Below are 17,961 nucleotides of genomic sequence, written 5' to 3' on the forward strand. Positions count from 1 at the left end.
TTAAAGACAATTTTTCTTAATATTATCAATTAAACTCAAAGTACAAATTTTATGAACTATATCATAGATATATGAATGTCTAATACGTATTTTACCGAACGATTAAGTTTTTATTAACATGCCTATTTATTGAGTTAAAAAAATATCCTAGTGGTAATTTGTAATTGGATAATACATTAATTATAGGGAGATTAATTATGAATAAGAAAAAAATTGTTTTAGCTTCTACTCTTGCTATTTTACTTGCTCCTGCTGCTTTAAATACATTACCAACTACACAAATTGTTCACGCCGATACTCAATTGATTGGTACCATCAGACGTGGAGGTGCTGTTGCCGTCGATGGTAATGGTCACTTTATCAATGGTGCTGCCTTTGGTAACTTTACTTCATGGAAACTTGGTCAAAGAATTACTATCGGAGGTAATCCTTACTATGAAGTAGCAACCAACGAATATGTTGATGCCAGCTCTATGGATATCACACAAAATGGAAAGTTACTCAATCCAATCAATAATCAAATTTCTTACATCAACCGTGTTGAAACCGTTGGTAGTAAAGCCGCTACTATTGTTAATAATAATGGTACTGCCACAGGTGTAACTTTACCTGCAGGCTCATCTTGGAAAGTTGATCAAACTAGATTCTTTAATACATACCCATACTACCGTGTCGCAACTAACGAATGGGTCAAAGCACTAGACTTCAATGTTGCATCTTCAGTAAACAATGACAGCCACACCGTTGTAACTACACCAACAGCACATCAACCAATTACATTACGTACAAACGCTACTCTATACAATGGTAATGGTGTTAGTCTAGGAACAAGTTTACCAAAGGGTTCTTCATGGAAAGTTGCTCAAGAAAAGACAATTAACGGACATCAATATTATCAAGTTGCTACTAACGAATGGGTCTTAGCTACCGAAGATAAGAATACTTCTGTATTCAGTAGGGGAACTGCTACAGTTACTTTGGCTAAACCAGTTCAACTTTATGATACTTCAAGCAATTCAATGACGAGAACACTTCCAGCCGGATCAGCTTGGAAAGTCAATGCTACTGTTGAAAATAGTGCTGGTTACTTCTTTGCTAAAGTTTCAAACAACGAATGGATTCCACTAGGTAGCTCAATCTTTACTGACAATGTCTTACAAGAAGAACTAGCTAACTCATCTGCTTATGAACCTTATTTTGCAATTAATCTCTTTAAATAATTGAAATGGGATGATTAAAGTGACGAAACGTCGTAATTAATCTATCACGTCAGATTTTAAATAAAAGGACGAATTATGATGATAAGATTACACATTTCAAAAACCAAATTTTATTGATTCTAAACAAATCCTTGACCTCTATCAAAGTGTTGGTTGGTTAGCATATGTCCAACAACCACAGACAACAATCGAGGCTCTTAATAATTCTGTTGTTCTTTGGGTCACTGAAAACAAAAAACTAATCGGCTTATGCCGTGGTATCACTGATGGTAAAACCATTCTTTATGTTCAAGATATTTTGGTCAATTCCACTTATCAAGGTCAACACATTGGGACTGATTTAGTTAAGAGATTCTTAGAAAAATATCAAGATATTGGACAGACAGTTTTGATTACTGATCCTGAAGATAAAACATTAGCCTTTTATCAATCACTGAAATTTCAAGAAGTTAAACCATCTGAATATGGTCGAGCTTTTGTTATGGATCGCCGATTCAATTAGCTATAAACGTCTCCTTAATTTGGAGGCGTTTTTTATTTTTCTTCTAAAAATAATTATTAGAGTTATAATCAAATTAAAATATTTATAATTTAGGAGAAAAATTAATGTTATTATCCAAATTTTTCAGGATGACTAAATACAAATCGATGTTATTACTGCTCCTGATTCCGATTGCATCGGCCATAGAAATCTCCGTCTCGTATCTTCTGCAATTAATCACCGATACCGCTACTGGCAAAGGATCTCTATCTTACATTAATTTAGTTTTTGTTGTCATTATTTATATTATTGTTGACGCCTTAGTCTATTTTGCTTCATCATATCTTGAACAGACAACCTTAAACGACATTATTAGCACTATCAAAAATAAATTACTCTCAGCTATGTTTCGACAAAGTACCGGTGTTGGTCACGATGTTAAAAAAGTAACCACCGATTATTACAACGATTTTACTTCCACCACTGATATTCTCCGTTCTGACTATCTTCAAGGCAGTATCAACTGTTATAAAGAAATTTGTCAATTTATTATTGCGATAGTTTTATCACTAATGATTAAACCAGCCTTGAGTTTCGTCATTATTTTGCTCTGCATTCCAGGACTTTTCCTACCTTTCTTTCGACAGAAAAGTCTGAAAGAAAATAAGCATCGATTAATTAACATCTCTAAAAAATATACCGGACGTTTGCAAGATATCACCAATGGCCTGCGGACCATTCAACTATTCAATCTCCAAAGGGCTCTTACCAATATCTTTCAAAATCAAAATTTCAAACTATTAAAAAATCAGAATAAAGATCAACTGACCCGTAAACAAATTAGTGGTATCAGTCAATTACTAGATAACTTCTTATACCTAGGAACTTGGGTCGTAGGGATCTACTTTGTCCTCCAACAATCGATCACTTTAGGACAATTAGTCGCTTTTTCTCAACTGATAATCTTCATTTCCGAACCAATTCAATCCGCATCCGGTTTAATCGGCGACGTTTTAGGTGGCAAGGAAGCTGCTCAGAAAATCAATTCTAAAATCAATGTTTCACCTGAGGAAATTAATTTTCTGACACTTTCAAAATTGAAATCACTCAATTACGATAACGTTTCTTTCAGTGATCAACAGAAGAAGATTCTGAAAGACATTTCTATAAATTTTGATTCCTCTAAGCATTATTTATTAGTTGGTAAAAGTGGCAGTGGAAAGTCTACTTTAATTAATCTACCCCTTAGTCACATTGACTTTACTGGCGAAATTCTTCTGAACAATCATCCTTTAAATCGTTATAGATTGATTGATGTATTTGAACAAATCAACTTACTAGAACAAGATAGTTATCTATTCAATGACAGTTTGAAAAATAACTTAACGTTATATTCTAATAGATTCTCAAATGAAGAATTGATCAACACTCTTAACATCATCGGACTAGAAAAATACGCATCGGTTGATAACCTATCCTCACACAATAATAATTTCTCTGGCGGTGAAAAACGTCGAATCGTTCTAGGACGATTGCTGCTGAGAAATGCTAATTTCAAAATTTTTGATGAACCCTTAACTGGTTTGGACCCTAAAACTGCTCATGATATAAGCAAAATTCTAACTGACTTACATTCCGGTTGGATAACCGTTACTCATCAATTTGATGAACAACTATTTGAACAAGCTGATGAAATTATTATTCTCGACAATGGCGAAATTAAAGCCCAAGGATTTTTGAATGATTCAGCTATTCAAACCTGGTTGGATAAATTAAATTTAATTTAAATCAAAAAATCGTTACGACTTTAATTTCGTAACGATTTTTTTACTATCTAATTTTCAATGAAACTTCTTCTACACTAACATTTGTAGTTTTAAAAAAAGAAAACGGTATCTCACTTCCAAACGACAATAATTTCTTATACCAATAGAAACTATCTTTTTTATATCTCTTATAACTTCCATTACCCTCATCATCTAAATCAACATATATTAATCCATATCTTTTAGATATCTGATTCGAAGATGCAGAAATCATGTCAGTCGTTCCCCAAATACAATATCCCATCAGTTCAATTCCATCCTGAGTTAATTTGCTTGATATGTTTACTGAGATAATCTATTCGATAATCATCATGTACACTTCCATCCGATGCCAGCTCATCTACCGCTCCCAAACCATTTTCTACAATAAACAATGGCTTTTGATATCTATCGTACAAATCAATCAGTGATAACCTCAAACCTATCGGGTCAATTTGCCATCCCCAATCACTTTCAGGCAAATATTTGTTATAAACTCCCATTGTTCTGTTAGCTTTTGTTACTTTTAATCCTGTAACATCATACGCTGTGCAAACCGAAGAATAATAACTAAACGCGACAAAGTCTGCAGATCCTTTATTCAAATCTTCTTCATCTGTTGATTCCATTTTTAAGCGAATGTTCTTTTCTTCTAATTGTTTCAAAAGAAAATTTGGACGAAAATTTCAATAACAAGTTAGCCACTTGGACAAAATAAATTGAATCCAAGTGATATCAGTATTTGAAGTTTATAAATATGTCTTTAAGCGCCACAGGAACTAGCAAAGAGTTCTTGTGGCGTTTTATAGTTCAATAACTTTCTAGGCATATTGTTGAGCTTAAATTCTATGTCTCTTATTACTTTTGGGCTGACTGTATCCAGTGACAGCCCTTTGGGCAAGTCACGACGTATCATTCGATTATGTACTTCATTTGTTCCACGTTCACAAGATGTATATGGGTGTGTGAAGTAAACATCCGCAACGCCAGCCATATCAGATGATAGATTAGAGAACTCAGGGCCATTGTCTGCAGTGATTGAATTGATAAGATCACCATAGTTCTTTATGATCTCTTTCATAGCATAATCTACAGAGTCGGCATCTCTACCGTCAATAAGTCTCATTATTTCAAAGCGTGTCTTACGCTCTATGAGCGTTAAGACGACACTCTCATGGCCATTTCTTTTGCCCACAATCGTGTCTATCTCAAAGTCCCCAAAGGATTCTCTGCTATCAACACTTTTAGGGCGTTTCTCAATACTACGACCAAGTAGACGCTTATGCTTTTTTGAAGTATGTTGCTTAGTCGGTCTAGTTGACTTTTCTACCAGATCAATATTCCGGATTTCAAGTCGTTGTTCATCAATATATTTGTAAAGTGTAGTAGTACAAACCATTTCATCTACTAAGAATAATTCTTCGTTCTTAGCTCGTCCAACGGCCGTATCAGGTGACCATCCATTATCTATGAACTGGCTTACAAAGAAGCCTAAAAAGGCTGTGACTTGGTCGAATTTAGAAGGACGATGGCAAAGCTTACGGTTCTTTACATACTTTTGATGTGCAGTGTCAGGAAAGTAGCAATTCAAGTGTTGAACTTTACCATTAACTTTCTTGATCTGCTCAACAGTACCTCTGTTAATTTCATTATTAATAGTCTGAGGTGAAACGCCGATAGCTTTAGCTATCTGGCGATTCGAGTAGCCAATTGAATGAAAGGAAGCAATCTTTCCACGTTCAATTTCAGTTAAATGATGTCCTTTAGGACGATTTATGATATTCTGTTCTAGCACCAAGACGAAAAACCTCTTTCATTGTTTGTGTGAGAACTCCAATGATACCTGATTTTTACGTCTTGGTGTTTTTATTTTGTCATTTTTCTAAAGTGGCTAACTTGATTATAAAATTCGCCTTCGAGTAATAAAGGCATTATTATTTAAAATCTTTTTTATTCTCATTCCATCACCCCTTTTAATAAAATTCCATAAAAAAAGCCCACCTAACCCTATATAAAGGTTAAGTGGGTTTTGTGTAGCTCATGTACATTACTATAACAATCCCAGTTGATTACTATTGATTTCAAGTAAAATGATAGCGCTTTAATTAAGGCGTGTCAATGTTACTTTAAAAATAAATTTCAACATTAATTTACTAATCTACACAAAAAAAATTACCGTTACAACGTTCGTAACGGTAATTTTTTATATTATTTAACTTCAGAAATTTTAATAGTTCCATCAACTAGATCGGCTTGTAAACTCTTTACATCAAGATGATCGAGGTAGTATTCAGCAACTTTATCTCTAATCTGTTGTTCAATAACACGACGTAATGGTCTTGCACCCATGGCTTCATCGTAACCTTCATCGATCAACCATTCCTTAGCTTCAGGAGTAATCTTCAAAGTGATATTCTTCTTAGCCAAGTTGGTATTCACGTCATCAATCATTAAATCAACGATTTGATTTAAATCTTCTTTGGATAGATGAGTAAATTCAACGATACCATTGAATCTATTCAAGAATTCGGGTTTGAAGTATGGTGCTAATTTATCCATTAACTTCTTATCTTTATCAGTATTATCACTGAATCCAGCATTAGAAGTTGCAATGATGATTGTATTCTTGAAATCAACTACGTTTCCTTGACCGTCAGTTAAACGACCGTCATCCATTACTTGTAGAAGCAATGTTAAAACTTGTGGATTAGCTTTTTCAATTTCATCTAGTAATACGATGGAATATGGATTACGACGTACTTTTTCAGTCAAAGTATTGCCGTTATCTTCATAACCTACATAACCAGCAGATGTACCAATCAATTTAGATACAGCGGTTAAATCAGAATACTCACTCATATCCAAACGGACAATGGCATTCTTATTACCAAACATATCTTTAGCCAACTGTTTTACTAGCTCAGTCTTACCAACACCAGTAGGTCCAACAAATAAGAAACTACCAATTGGACGATTTCCATCATCAAAACCAGCACGGTTACGACGAATGGCACGTACGACCATATCTACAGCTTCATCTTGTCCAATGACTTTGCCTTTTAATCTCTTACCCATTCCCTTTAAGTGCTCAATATCATTGGCACCCATTTGAGAAACAGGAACACCGGTTAATCTTTGAACTGATTCTGCAATATCGTTAACTTTTGCTACTGGCTCATCAGAATGTTCGTCACCCTTATCGAGTTTAGCCTGAAGATCTTCAATTTGTTTCTTCAAACTAGCAGCCTTCTCATAATCTTCCTTTTTAGCTGCTTCTTCCTTATCTTTTTCAGCTTGTTTCAATGATTTTTCCAAACTTACTTTATCAGTAACTGGATTTTTAGCTGCCAAATGAGCAGCAGTCATATCAATCAAATCAATTGCCTTATCAGGTAAGGATCTTTGAGGAATATATTGAACTGAATAATCTACAGCAGCCTTTAAAACCTCATCTGGTAATTTGACATGATGATGATTTTCGTAGGCTTTACGCAATCCCTTCAAGATAGCCAATGTTGCTTCTTTACTTGGTTCGTTGATTGTTACGTCATTGAATCTTCTTGCTAAAGCAGCGTCTTTCATGATCGTATTACGATATTCATCTTGTGTGGTTGCACCAATAATAGAAATCTCTCCACGGCTCAAGGCTGGCTTGATAATATCAGCTAAACCTTTACTACCAGAATCGGAACCAGAAGATCCAGCACCGATAATTTGATGAATTTCATCGAAGAATAAGACCACATTGCCTGCTTTTTTAACTTCTTTTAGCAAGTTTTGAATATTTTCTTCGAATGAACCACGATACTGTGTTCCAGCTTCAAGAGATGATAAATCAATCGAAATGATCTGTTTATCCTTGATTGCTTCAGGTACGTCACCTTTTACAATAGCTTGTGCTAAACCTTCAACTACCGCAGTCTTACCAACACCTGCATCACCAACTAAAATTGGATTATTCTTAGTTCTACGACTTAAAACTTCTGCTGTTTCTTGAATCTCTTTGTCACGACCAATAACTGGATCAAGAAGTCCTTGTTGAGCTTCCTTAGTTAAATTACGGCCGAGTTTTTCTAAAATGGTACCTTTTTTGTTTTTACTATTATCACTAATTGGAATATTTTGTCCTATAGTTCTTGCCTCTTGATATTTTGCTAATTCTTCTGGAGTCAACTCATGACCATTCACATAATACTTAGCTTGTGAATTGCCGTTTTGTTGATTCATCAGTCTATTAAATATTTCGTCCATATTATCGTTAAATGGATCGTCGTCCCAAAATGATCTTGCCATATATATAAAGCCTCCTCACTTCAGATAATGCAACTCCAATTCACGCAGAACTCTCCACATTTCCGTATCCTGCGCTTTGGCAATTGCCTCTATATCGCGCAAATTGAGCGGTGTGGCGGAAGATTGTTTCTTATTAAAGGATTTATGCAAAGTCGTGTAACCATACCCACTTTTCTTTGAAATTACATAAATTGTTAAATGATTATCTTCTAAGTATGATTTAATATCTATTCGCATATCCTCAACCTCCACAACTATATTATAGCACGTTTGTGACATAGAACAAGTGTGAAGTACTACAAATGTGAAATAATTTTAAAAATAAAATCATTTTTGACCAAAAGGTTCTCAATTCCTTATATATCAACAATTTGTTAGAATAAGAGTAACGAGAGGTGATTTAATGAAAGAACTATTAAGTACTCTAAACCGATTAAATCATGTTTATGAACAAATTGATTTACTTAATTTCCGTGCTCACAAGGACTTACCTTTAACTTTCAATAAAGCTGATAGCAAGCAACTTTTGCCCAAAAACAAACGTCTTCAATTTAGTTATTCTTACTTAAATAAAGAAAAAACACGTCTGACCAATCTACTTTTAAATCAAGTAATTGATTTACGTGTTCCCGAATTTTCTTTAAATAAAACGATTCATCCCCAACTAATTGATAAAGCTTTAAAACTTAAAAATATTGATGAAAATCACAGTAAGCAAAAATTAAAACGCCCTTCTAGAGATAGAAAAATCAACAAACTCAAACAACTGATAGACAAAATTGAAGATGAAAATCTCAATCTCTGCCATGGTTACTTGAATCAAATCTACGTAATTCTCTTAATTCACCACCTCTTACCAATTGAATTACGCAAAGAACCTTATCAAGCTGGCGAATTATTGCATGATAACGATTTTCGAACAAAGTTGCTTCAATTTGATTACGACCGTTATCTCTACGAGGAATTTAAGCCTGAAAATTACTTACGTTTTCTTATTTATACGCGAGTGCATCGAATGCCAGATTATGTAAAATCTTATGATGCGCGTGAGATTATTCCCGAAGCAGCTGAATGTGGTTTCTCCGGAATCGCTTTTGAAATTTCTATCGACGGATTAAAAGAATGTTACGTTACTTTCAAGGGAACTGAGGTCAATGTCGATTATACGGTCAGTTCTCGTAGTAAACGTTTTGAAAAAGCTGTTCTGGAAACTTATAAAGACTGGGATTACAATGTCAACGCCATTTTAGTTGGTAGCGACAAGAATCTCAGCCAACTCAATGTTGCTCGTGATTTTATGCGTTATATTGAGGACAATATTGCTTCACAAACTTTGATTTACGGCTTAGGACATTCTTTAGGCGGACATTTTGTGCAAACTTTGCAACTAATGGATTACTGCTTTGATGCCGGCTACACACTCAATTCTGCACCAGTTAATTTAAAACTGATTCAACATGTTAAGCCAACTCTTTTCTCCGATGATGTTTGGAAAAAATTATTTGCACTAACAGATGATAATGACAACGTAAAATTTATCACTCCTGAATTACGTCGACAAATTAACCGGCTTTTGCCACATGATTACTCACAAATTATTAACGAAGTTTTTGAACAGGACATGACGCAAGTCTTCTATGAACTCCCATTTACTATCTGGATCGGTCAAAAATGGGAATACAATTTAAGCAACTGGAAATATCCATTCAAGAACCATCCTAGAGCCTATTTAAATAGTGGTGAAGTTCACGCTTATCAAAAGTTTTTTGAACAACTCTTTGCTTATCTATCCAGCTCTAATACAAGTCGTCAAGTCTTGCGTAACAGTGTCAGTTTTATTCGCTTGAGAACTAGAATTCTGCGTAATAACATTAATGATCCACAAACTGCTAAATATTTTTTTGATTATTCTAATTATCTTTATCAATCTGGAGCCTTTAATGATCAACCACAAAAAATTGGACAAGAATTTATTGAACAAAACAATTCTGTCATCAAGGGTTCGTTACGTGAATGGCCTTTTCTGAAGAGTATAAATACCGATATGTTCAAGTTAGCGACCTACTTTCACGTTATAGATGGTGCCAAACATTTCTTAAATCGCACGCCCAATAAATTATAATAATTATAATAAAATTAGAAAAATACTTGATATTCAAATTATGAATGCCTATAATACAGTCATTAAACGTTGAAGAAAAAAGTAGGAATCCTGAATTCGCTAAGTGAGTCACGTTAAGTGCAAAGTGACCGTAACAGGAATTTCGAAAATCATTTCTGAGTTCGAGGCCGAAATGTAGGTTTTCGTGGTTGCCACCATTATCAGGCTAGCGGATGATTGTCCGTTAAGTGAGTGAGTATTCTTTGAATACCCAAAAAGGTGGTACCGTTCTATTTGAGCCCTTTTCCTTAGTTGGAGAAGGGCTCTTTTTTTATAGTCTCTTAGTGGCTTTGCCACTTTAGAGACTATTATGGGGGCATCTAAAGATGCCCGTATTCCTTGCTTTTACTGATTTTAAACATTTAAAGGCAACCCAGAAAACCTTCATTTCAGACCATCTATATTATTCAAAAAGGAGCGTGTATCATATGCAAGATGATTTTAATTATAATTTTTCAGGGGAAACTAAACCTAAACATAAGGTTTGGCATCTGTTAATTGTTAGCTCATTGATCTTCGGAATGTTCTTCGGATCGGGTAATTTAATTTTCCCAATTCACTTGGGACAACTTTCTGGTAATAACTGGTTTCCAGCGGCTTTAGGATTTGCTGTTTCCGGCTCATTATTTCCATTACTAGCCATTTTAGCGGTCGTCGTTACCAAGAGTGATGGCCTCTATGATTTGGCTCGCCCAGTTGGTAAATATTATGCTGCTATCTTTTTAGTTCTTGTTCATTTAACAATTGGACCATTCTTTGGAACACCAAGGACTGCTGCTATGGCCTATGAAATGGCGGCCAAACCCTTCTTACCTGCAAAATTCAATACTGTCGGTATGTTCCTATTCACCGCTCTCTTCTTTGGATTAGCTTATATTTTAACGGTACATCAAAGTCAATTATTAAAGTATGTTGGAAAGTATCTCAATACTATCTTTTTAATTTTATTGGCAATCATTTTTGTTGTGGCCTTTCTAAAACCTATGGGTGGTTTGAACCATATGCCAACCTCAGCTTACCAAACTAATCCTTCAGTCAATGGTTTACTCGAAGGTTACAATACTATCGATGCCGTTGCTCTATTAGCCTTAAGCGTCACCTTCGTTCATGCAGTCAGAGGTCTAGGTTACAAAGATAAAGAAATGTCTCGTTTAACTGCCAAAGCTGGTTCTCTAAGTATCAGTTTAGAAATTTTAGTTTATTTCGGTTTAGTATTGTTAGGTGCCTTTAGTTTAAACAAAATGAAATTATCAGCTAATGGTGGGGATGCTCTCTCAAGTATTGTCAGCTATTATTTCGGTAACTTTGGAACAGCTTTTCTCGGTGTTTTAGTTACTTTGGGAGTTTTCACCACAGCTATGGGATTGGTTGCTTCATTCTCACAAGATTTTCACAAATTATTCCCTAAAGTTAGTTATCTAGAATGGTTGCGAGTTACAACTTTTCTATCATTTATTGTCGCTAACGCTGGACTCGATAACATCATTGCTTGGTCATTGCCAGTGTTGATGCTTCTATATCCTTTGTCACTGGCTTTGATTCTAACTTCTTTAACTGTCCATGCTAAACCTTATGCCGGTGTGGTATACAAAATGACCATCGCATTCACAATTCTACCCGCTATCTTCGATATGTTAAATGCCTCACCCGCAGCTGTCACTAACCTAACTTTTGTCAAATTAGCTTTAAGATATTATCATCAATATATTCCGTTAGCAAATCTAGGATTAGGTTGGGTTACATTAACATTGGCCGGATTCGTACTAGGTTTAGTTGTTGGAAAATTGAGTAACTTCGCAAGCGTTAATACTACCGTTGAAAGTCGAGATTAAAATGAATTTTGAAATAGTCAAAACCAATCAACAAACTGATTTTAAAGCCATTCAAGAACTCTATTATCAAACTTGGAATTACGCTTATATCGGTATAGTTCCACAATCATTTTTGGACCACTTAACAACCGATATCTGGCATCCTGAAAAACGTATCAACAATACTTTAATCGCTACCGTTGCTGGAAAAATAGTCGGCATCTGTACTTATGGACCGGCACGCCGTAAAAATTATGTTGGCTACGGGGAAATCTATTCACTTTATGTCTTACCTGAATTTCAACATCAAGGCATTGGTCAAAAACTTTTCCAATCTGCTCTAAATATTTTACAGAATGACTTCAATAAATTTTATCTAATCGTTTTGAAAGATAATCTGATTGCTCAAGCGTTTTATGAAATGTTTGGATTCACACCTACTGATGAGGAATTAGTTGAACATACTACTTATGGAGATTTAGATGAAATAATTTTTACAAAATAAAAGCGACCTCTATTAAGAGATTCAAGTAAAGAATATATCTTGAATACTCAATGGAGGGCGTTTTTTTGATTTAAGGTTTCTATATTCGTATATTAAAAACACTAAAATACCAGATAATACTAGAACTAAGGGACCAAGTAGTAAAAAATTGTGAACCCTCATTAGTTGGTATTTAGTTACAATCAAGTTTAAGAAAGAACTAATTTAAACTTCATATTGATTCCTTTTTAAATTAATTACCTATTTGTTTTCTTCCTGATAATTATTTTTACGATACATTAATGGAGATATTCCAACTTTTCTTTTAAATTGTTTGGAAAAATCATTCAAATCATAGAATTTCAATTTTTCAGCAATTTTTTGAACCGAATCATCGGTCTCTCTCAATAATTTCTGTGCTGTACTGATCTTCTTAGCACTAATAAATTCACTTATTGACATGTTCATTTCAGCTTTGAAATCTCTTTGCGCTCTAGCTGGATTACAATACTGATTAGCGTGAATCAAAACATCCTTTACGGTTACTTTATGATAAATATTGGTATTAACATAATAAATGATATCTAATGTTGGCTCTAAACGACTTGAAAAGGATAAATTATGATACTTCTGTTGTAGTTCCAAAAACGGATAAATCTCAACATGATTTTGAATACCCTCATGCGCCAAATCATCCACAAAACTGTGGATTTGAGAAATTATTTGAGTTATAGATAAATGCCTCATTAAGTCAGCATTTCTTTTAACGTTTTCCTTTATAAACTTAAATCCATCTATTAAGTCACCTCGACGATAATATCGAAGAAAATCTCTTTGAATGTATCCTAGCAATATAATTGCCTTTTTTTCAGGTGTCTGGTGAACATACGATTTAAGATGATCTAAATATCGTGTGTAAAACAAATCATCCATCGTCGCAATCCCCTTCCATTAATTGTAATTATATTTTACAAATTTACCGTAGCTTAAGCCAGAATCAAACCTACAATCAAGCCAAAAGTGTCTGCAAAAGTAAATTATACCGAGCTAGAATTGTTGTGTAACATTTTTAGTATCAAATAGAAAAAAATAATTGGCGAATTTTATAATCAAGTTAGCCACTTTCAATAAAAGCTCAAAATAAAAACACCAAGACGAAAAAATCAGGTATCATTGGAGTTCCTACACAAACAATGAAAGAGGTTTTTCGTCTTGATGCAAGAAAATGATACCATAATACGAACTAAAGGACACCATTTAACTGAAATTGAACGTGGTGAAATAGCTTCGCTTCACCTTTTGGGATTCTCAAATCGTAAGATTGCTCACGCCGTTGGCGTTTGCCCTCAAACTATTAATAATGAGATCCGCAGAGGGACCGTAAGACAGGTTAAAAAGGTTAATGGAAAACAATATTTCTCTAATGATTATTACCCTGATACCGCTCAATTACGTTATGACACGCTGCGTAAGCAGTGTCATCGACCTTCTAAGTTTAATCGAGTTAAACAATTCCTAAGCTACTTTGTAGAACAGTTCAAACAGGGGTGGTCTCCAGATATAATCGCAGGTAGATCACGTGTCGATGGGTTATTCTTTAAAGATGAAATGGTATCAACTACCACTCTTTATAAGTACATCGATGAACAACGTTTAGAGATACGTAATATAGACTTAACCGACAAAATGAATAGATCTACCAAGCTACACGTTTCGAAGAAACATAAGCGTCTATTGGGTAGAAGTATCGAGGAACGTCCTGAGAGCGTTGACTTGCGAGAAGATTTTGGTGACTTTGAAATTGATACTATCGTTGGTAAGAGAAATGGTCACGAGAGCGTAGTCTTAACACTTATTGAGCGTAAATCCAGATTCGAGATAATGCGACTTATTGACGGTAGAGATGCCGACTCTGTTGATTACGCTATGGAAGAGATCAAACATAATTACGGTCACATTATCAACTCGATAACCGCAGATAATGGTCCTGAATTTGCTAATCTCGATTCTGTTATGTCTGGAGTTTCAGATGTTTATTTTGCACATCCATATACTTCCTCAGAAAGAGGAACCAATGAAGCACATAATAGAATGATTCGTCGTGACTTGCCCAAAGGGCTGTCACTCGATTCTATTGCTCCAGATTTAGTATCCTCTATTGAATCAAAGCTCAATGATATGCCTAGAAAGTTGTTGAACTACAAAACTCCACGGGAACTATTCACTAGTTTCTGTGGAGTTTAGAAATGCACTTTTCTGGCACTGATATATTTCGTATTTATTTTTTGGACAAGTGGCTAACTTGTTCTTGTAATTTTCGGAAAAAAATAATTCGAATTTTACTAAAGAAAAAATAGTGGCGAATTTTATAATCAAGTTAGCCACTTTAGAAAAATGACAAAATAAAAACACCAAGACGTAAAAATCAGGTATCATTGGAGTTCTCACACAAACAATGAAAGAGGTTTTTCGTCTTGGTGCTAGAACAGAATATCATAAATCGTCCTAAAGGACATCATTTAACTGAAATTGAACGTGGAAAGATTGCTTCCTTTCATTCAATTGGCTACTCGAATCGCCAGATAGCTAAAGCTATCGGCGTTTCACCTCAGACTATTAATAATGAAATTAACAGAGGTACTGTTGAGCAGATCAAGAAAGTTAATGGTAAAGTTCAACACTTGAATTGCTACTTTCCTGACACTGCACATCAAAAGTATGTAAAGAACCGTAAGCTTTGCCATCGTCCTTCTAAATTCGACCAAGTCACAGCCTTTTTAGGCTTCTTTGTAAGCCAGTTCATAGATAATGGATGGTCACCTGATACGGCCGTTGGACGAGCTAAGAACGAAGAATTATTCTTAGTAGATGAAATGGTTTGTACTACTACACTTTACAAATATATTGATGAACAACGACTTGAAATCCGGAATATTGATCTGGTAGAAAAGTCAACTAGACCGACTAAGCAACATACTTCAAAAAAGCATAAGCGTCTACTTGGTCGTAGTATTGAGAAACGCCCTAAAAGTGTTGATAGCAGAGAATCCTTTGGGGACTTTGAGATAGACACGATTGTGGGCAAAAGAAATGGCCATGAGAGTGTCGTCTTAACGCTCATAGAGCGTAAGACACGCTTTGAAATAATGAGACTTATTGACGGTAGAGATGCCGACTCTGTAGATTATGCTATGAAAGAGATCATAAAGAACTATGGTGATCTTATCAATTCAATCACTGCAGACAATGGCCCTGAGTTCTCTAATCTATCATCTGATATGGCTGGCGTTGCGGATGTTTACTTCACACACCCATATACATCTTGTGAACGTGGAACAAATGAAGTACATAATCGAATGATACGTCGTGACTTGCCCAAAGGGCTGTCACTGGATACAGTCAGCCCAAAAGTAATAAGAGACATAGAATTTAAGCTCAACAATATGCCTAGAAAGTTATTGAACTATAAAACGCCACAAGAACTCTTTGCTAGTTCCTGTGGCGCTTAAAGACATATTTATAAACTTCAAATACTGATATCACTTGGATTCAATTTATTTTGTCCAAGTGGCTAACTTGTTATTGAAATTTTCGAAGAAAAAATAGTATAAAAAAACCTCACATCTTTCGATGTGAGGTTCAATTAATTTAATTTGTAAAATTATAGTCTCTTGTTTAATTCTTCGCCAAGTTCTTCATAACCAGGACGGCCAAGTAGACCAAACATGTTCTTCTTGTATGCTTCAACACCTGGTTGGTTGAATGGGTTAATACCGTTCAAGTAACCAGAAATACCAACAGCAATTTCAAAGAAGTACATCAAGTAACCCAAGTTATAAGCATCTTGTTTTTCAATGTGAACTGTCATAACTGGAACGCCACCGTCAGTATGTGCAAGAACAACACCTTCGTAAGCCTTCTTGTTAACAAAGTCCATTGACTTGTTTTCCAAGTACTTCAAACCATCAAGGTTATCTTTTTCAGCAGGAATCTTAACATCATGTCTTGGTTGGTCAATCAAAACAACTGTTTCCATAAGGTTACGACGACCTTCTTGGATATATTGACCTAATGAGTGCAAGTCAGTTGAGAAGTTAGCTGATGATGGGTAGATACCTTTTTGGTCTTTACCTTCAGATTCACCCATCAATTGCTTCCACCATTCACCAAAGTATTGAACATTTGGTTCGTAGTTTTCTAGCAATTCTGTTGTGTAACCTTTACGATACAAGATGTTTCTCAAAGCAGCATACTTGTAAGCATCGTTCTTTGTAAGGTCAGCTGATGAGTAGTCTTCACGTGATTGTGCAGCACCTTCCATCAACTTATCGATATCGATACCAGCAACGGCGATTGGCAATAGACCAACAGCTGTAAGTACTGAGAAACGACCACCGATATCATCAGGAACAACAAATTCTTCGTAGCCTTCAGCATCTGATTCTGTCTTCAAAGCACCCTTAGCACGATCTGTTGTAGCATAGATACGGCCCTTAGCACCTTCAACACCATACTTTTCAATCAACTTGGCTTTCAAAATACGGAAAGCGATTGAAGGTTCTGTTGTTGTACCAGATTTTGAAATAACGTTAATACTGAAATCACGGTCACCGATAACATCAAGAAGATCAGCTAGGTAATTTGGGGAAATTGAGTTACCACAGAAGTAAACTTCTGGAACATCTTTTTCATTCTTAACGTTATAGAATGATGAACTTAGGAAATCAATTGCAGCACGTGCACCTAAGTATGAACCACCAATACCAATTCCAACAAAGACTTCTGAGTCTGATTGGATCTTCTTAGCAGCTTTCTTAATACGAGCAAATTCATCCTTGTCATAGTCAACAGGCAAGTCGATGAAACCACGGAAGTCAGCACCAGCACCAGTACCCTTACGCAATTCATCGTCAGCAGCTGTAACAAGAGCTTGCATTTCGCCAACTTCGTTCTCGTGAACGAACTTGCTCAATTTTGAATCATCAAATTTAATTTGTGTCATTTTCTCTCCTCCATATATATCGTCAAAACTAGATTAATCATTTTTGAAGAAAATTTCAAATTTTTATTAGCTTTTTTATCCATTTTCCTACAAAATATAAAAAATATCCTACCGCAGCGCCGAGAGTATTAAAGATAACGTCATCAATATCCGTTACACCAGTATTCAAAATAAACTGAAGCGTTTCAATTGAAGTCGAGATCAAAGCGCCAATGAGGACAACTTTAAAGAAACCAAAGTGTCTTTCTGTAAGCGCAGGTATAAATATTCCCATTGGTACGAACCACACAATATTACCATATAAATTATAAAAAAAGTCGACTAAAGACTGACCATTTAATAATTTTATTGTTTCTACTAGTGGAATTATATTTATTTGGGATAACGGACGGTGCCAATAAAACTTGAATTGCCAAATGAAATAGCCATCTCGAAAGACTGTTAAAGCAAAAAGTAGGAGAACATAGAAGACAAATATAGTTAAGCCTAATTCTCGGCCAAAACTAGTATTTTTCTTTTTAACTTTTACCCATATATACCTTAGGGTAACAAAAAATAAGGTATACAATATTGCTTTATCCACAGCATAAAAAGAAAGCCTAATCAATGGAAAATGATTGAATCTAGTCGCATACTTTTCAAAAATGTATGTATACAACGGTCCTAAAAATATCATTTTTCTTATTCTTCCCCACTTTTTACCT

14 protein-coding genes and 1 pseudogene are annotated in these 17,961 nt (G+C 35.0%); 8 read left to right on the forward strand and 7 right to left on the reverse strand.

Annotated elements, in window-relative coordinates; genetic code table 11:
* The first annotated feature begins 197 nt into the window (after window positions 1-197).
* The 3 genes from ACI6PB_RS08880 (at window position 198) to ACI6PB_RS08890 (ending at window position 3,488) form a co-directional block, all read left to right on the forward strand.
* Window positions 198-1,220, forward strand: coding sequence for an SLAP domain-containing protein (locus ACI6PB_RS08880; protein WP_404327321.1), 1,023 nt, complete (start codon window positions 198-200; stop codon window positions 1,218-1,220).
* A gap of 127 nt (window positions 1,221-1,347) precedes the next feature.
* Entirely contained in the window at window positions 1,348-1,722 is a 375-nt protein-coding gene (locus ACI6PB_RS08885; protein ID WP_404327976.1) for a GNAT family N-acetyltransferase, read from the forward strand.
* Between the two features lie 104 nt (window positions 1,723-1,826).
* Complete coding sequence (locus ACI6PB_RS08890) at window positions 1,827-3,488, forward strand: ABC transporter transmembrane domain-containing protein (protein WP_404351052.1); 1,662 nt, start codon at window positions 1,827-1,829, stop codon at window positions 3,486-3,488.
* 43 nt (window positions 3,489-3,531) lie between these two features.
* Here ACI6PB_RS08890 and ACI6PB_RS08895 read toward each other — a convergent pair.
* The 4 genes and pseudogenes from ACI6PB_RS08895 to ACI6PB_RS08910 all read right to left on the reverse strand — a co-directional run.
* Window positions 3,532-4,183 (reverse strand): annotated as a pseudogene (locus ACI6PB_RS08895) (family 1 glycosylhydrolase); the annotation flags it as partial.
* 86 nt (window positions 4,184-4,269) lie between these two features.
* A complete protein-coding gene (locus ACI6PB_RS08900) occupies window positions 4,270-5,304 on the reverse strand; it encodes an IS30 family transposase (protein ID WP_059075255.1) in 1,035 nt (344 codons plus the stop codon).
* A gap of 410 nt (window positions 5,305-5,714) precedes the next feature.
* Complete coding sequence (locus ACI6PB_RS08905; protein WP_025086045.1) at window positions 5,715-7,799, reverse strand: ATP-dependent Clp protease ATP-binding subunit; 2,085 nt, start codon at window positions 7,797-7,799, stop codon at window positions 5,715-5,717.
* Window positions 7,800-7,814: 15 nt separating this feature from the next.
* A complete protein-coding gene (locus tag ACI6PB_RS08910; RefSeq protein WP_025086046.1) occupies window positions 7,815-8,036 on the reverse strand; it encodes a hypothetical protein in 222 nt (73 codons plus the stop codon).
* A 166-nt stretch (window positions 8,037-8,202) separates the two neighbouring features.
* Here ACI6PB_RS08910 and ACI6PB_RS08915 point away from each other — a divergent pair, with 166 nt between their 5' ends.
* The 3 genes from ACI6PB_RS08915 to ACI6PB_RS08925 all read left to right on the forward strand — a co-directional run bounded on the left by ACI6PB_RS08915 (window position 8,203) and on the right by ACI6PB_RS08925 (window position 12,276).
* Window positions 8,203-9,921 (forward strand): DUF6792 domain-containing protein, encoded by a 1,719-nt coding sequence (locus ACI6PB_RS08915; RefSeq protein WP_056955863.1) that lies wholly within the window; start codon window positions 8,203-8,205, stop codon window positions 9,919-9,921.
* 467 nt (window positions 9,922-10,388) lie between these two features.
* Complete coding sequence (gene brnQ / locus ACI6PB_RS08920; RefSeq protein ID WP_034544540.1) at window positions 10,389-11,792, forward strand: branched-chain amino acid transport system II carrier protein; 1,404 nt, start codon at window positions 10,389-10,391, stop codon at window positions 11,790-11,792.
* Window position 11,793: 1 nt separating this feature from the next.
* A complete protein-coding gene (locus ACI6PB_RS08925) occupies window positions 11,794-12,276 on the forward strand; it encodes a GNAT family N-acetyltransferase (protein WP_034544539.1) in 483 nt (160 codons plus the stop codon).
* Window positions 12,277-12,516: 240 nt separating this feature from the next.
* Here ACI6PB_RS08925 and ACI6PB_RS08930 read toward each other — a convergent pair whose 3' ends face one another.
* The gene (locus ACI6PB_RS08930; protein ID WP_025086372.1) at window positions 12,517-13,188 is read right to left on the reverse strand and encodes an AraC family transcriptional regulator; all 672 of its coding nucleotides are present in this window, start codon (window positions 13,186-13,188) and stop codon (window positions 12,517-12,519) included.
* A 282-nt stretch (window positions 13,189-13,470) separates the two neighbouring features.
* On the opposite strand from ACI6PB_RS08930, the gene ACI6PB_RS08935 reads away from it, so the two are divergent.
* Entirely contained in the window at window positions 13,471-14,499 is a 1,029-nt protein-coding gene (locus ACI6PB_RS08935) for an IS30 family transposase (protein ID WP_152319183.1), read from the forward strand.
* Between the two features lie 230 nt (window positions 14,500-14,729).
* Window positions 14,730-15,764: an IS30 family transposase gene (locus ACI6PB_RS08940; protein WP_059075255.1), complete on the forward strand. Its 1,035-nt coding sequence runs from the start codon at window positions 14,730-14,732 to the stop codon at window positions 15,762-15,764.
* Window positions 15,765-15,916: 152 nt separating this feature from the next.
* Here ACI6PB_RS08940 and ACI6PB_RS08945 read toward each other — a convergent pair whose 3' ends face one another.
* Complete coding sequence (locus ACI6PB_RS08945; protein WP_025086399.1) at window positions 15,917-17,257, reverse strand: glucose-6-phosphate isomerase; 1,341 nt, start codon at window positions 17,255-17,257, stop codon at window positions 15,917-15,919.
* Between the two features lie 55 nt (window positions 17,258-17,312).
* Complete coding sequence (locus tag ACI6PB_RS08950) at window positions 17,313-17,933, reverse strand: VanZ family protein (protein WP_025086398.1); 621 nt, start codon at window positions 17,931-17,933, stop codon at window positions 17,313-17,315.
* Window positions 17,934-17,961 lie beyond the last annotated feature (28 nt).

It is taken from the genome of Companilactobacillus paralimentarius (assembly GCF_963227125.1).
Classification (GTDB): Bacteria; Bacillota; Bacilli; order Lactobacillales; family Lactobacillaceae; genus Companilactobacillus; species Companilactobacillus paralimentarius.

What these genes read in the sequence shown, in the direction of transcription:
- ACI6PB_RS08880 (WP_404327321.1), top strand. Translation starts at nt 198, where the DNA reads ATGAATAAGAAAAAAATTGTTTTAGCTTCTACTCTTGCTATTTTACTT.
- ACI6PB_RS08890 (WP_404351052.1), top strand. Translation starts at nt 1,827, where the DNA reads ATGTTATTATCCAAATTTTTCAGGATGACTAAATACAAATCGATGTTA.
- ACI6PB_RS08905 (WP_025086045.1), bottom strand. Translation starts at nt 7,799, where the DNA reads ATGGCAAGATCATTTTGGGACGACGATCCATTTAACGATAATATGGAC.
- ACI6PB_RS08910 (WP_025086046.1), bottom strand. Translation starts at nt 8,036, where the DNA reads ATGCGAATAGATATTAAATCATACTTAGAAGATAATCATTTAACAATT.
- ACI6PB_RS08915 (WP_056955863.1), top strand. Translation starts at nt 8,203, where the DNA reads ATGAAAGAACTATTAAGTACTCTAAACCGATTAAATCATGTTTATGAA.
- brnQ (WP_034544540.1), top strand. Translation starts at nt 10,389, where the DNA reads ATGCAAGATGATTTTAATTATAATTTTTCAGGGGAAACTAAACCTAAA.
- ACI6PB_RS08925 (WP_034544539.1), top strand. Translation starts at nt 11,794, where the DNA reads ATGAATTTTGAAATAGTCAAAACCAATCAACAAACTGATTTTAAAGCC.
- ACI6PB_RS08930 (WP_025086372.1), bottom strand. Translation starts at nt 13,188, where the DNA reads ATGGATGATTTGTTTTACACACGATATTTAGATCATCTTAAATCGTAT.
- ACI6PB_RS08935 (WP_152319183.1), top strand. Translation starts at nt 13,471, where the DNA reads ATGCAAGAAAATGATACCATAATACGAACTAAAGGACACCATTTAACT.
- ACI6PB_RS08945 (WP_025086399.1), bottom strand. Translation starts at nt 17,257, where the DNA reads ATGACACAAATTAAATTTGATGATTCAAAATTGAGCAAGTTCGTTCAC.
- ACI6PB_RS08950 (WP_025086398.1), bottom strand. Translation starts at nt 17,933, where the DNA reads ATGATATTTTTAGGACCGTTGTATACATACATTTTTGAAAAGTATGCG.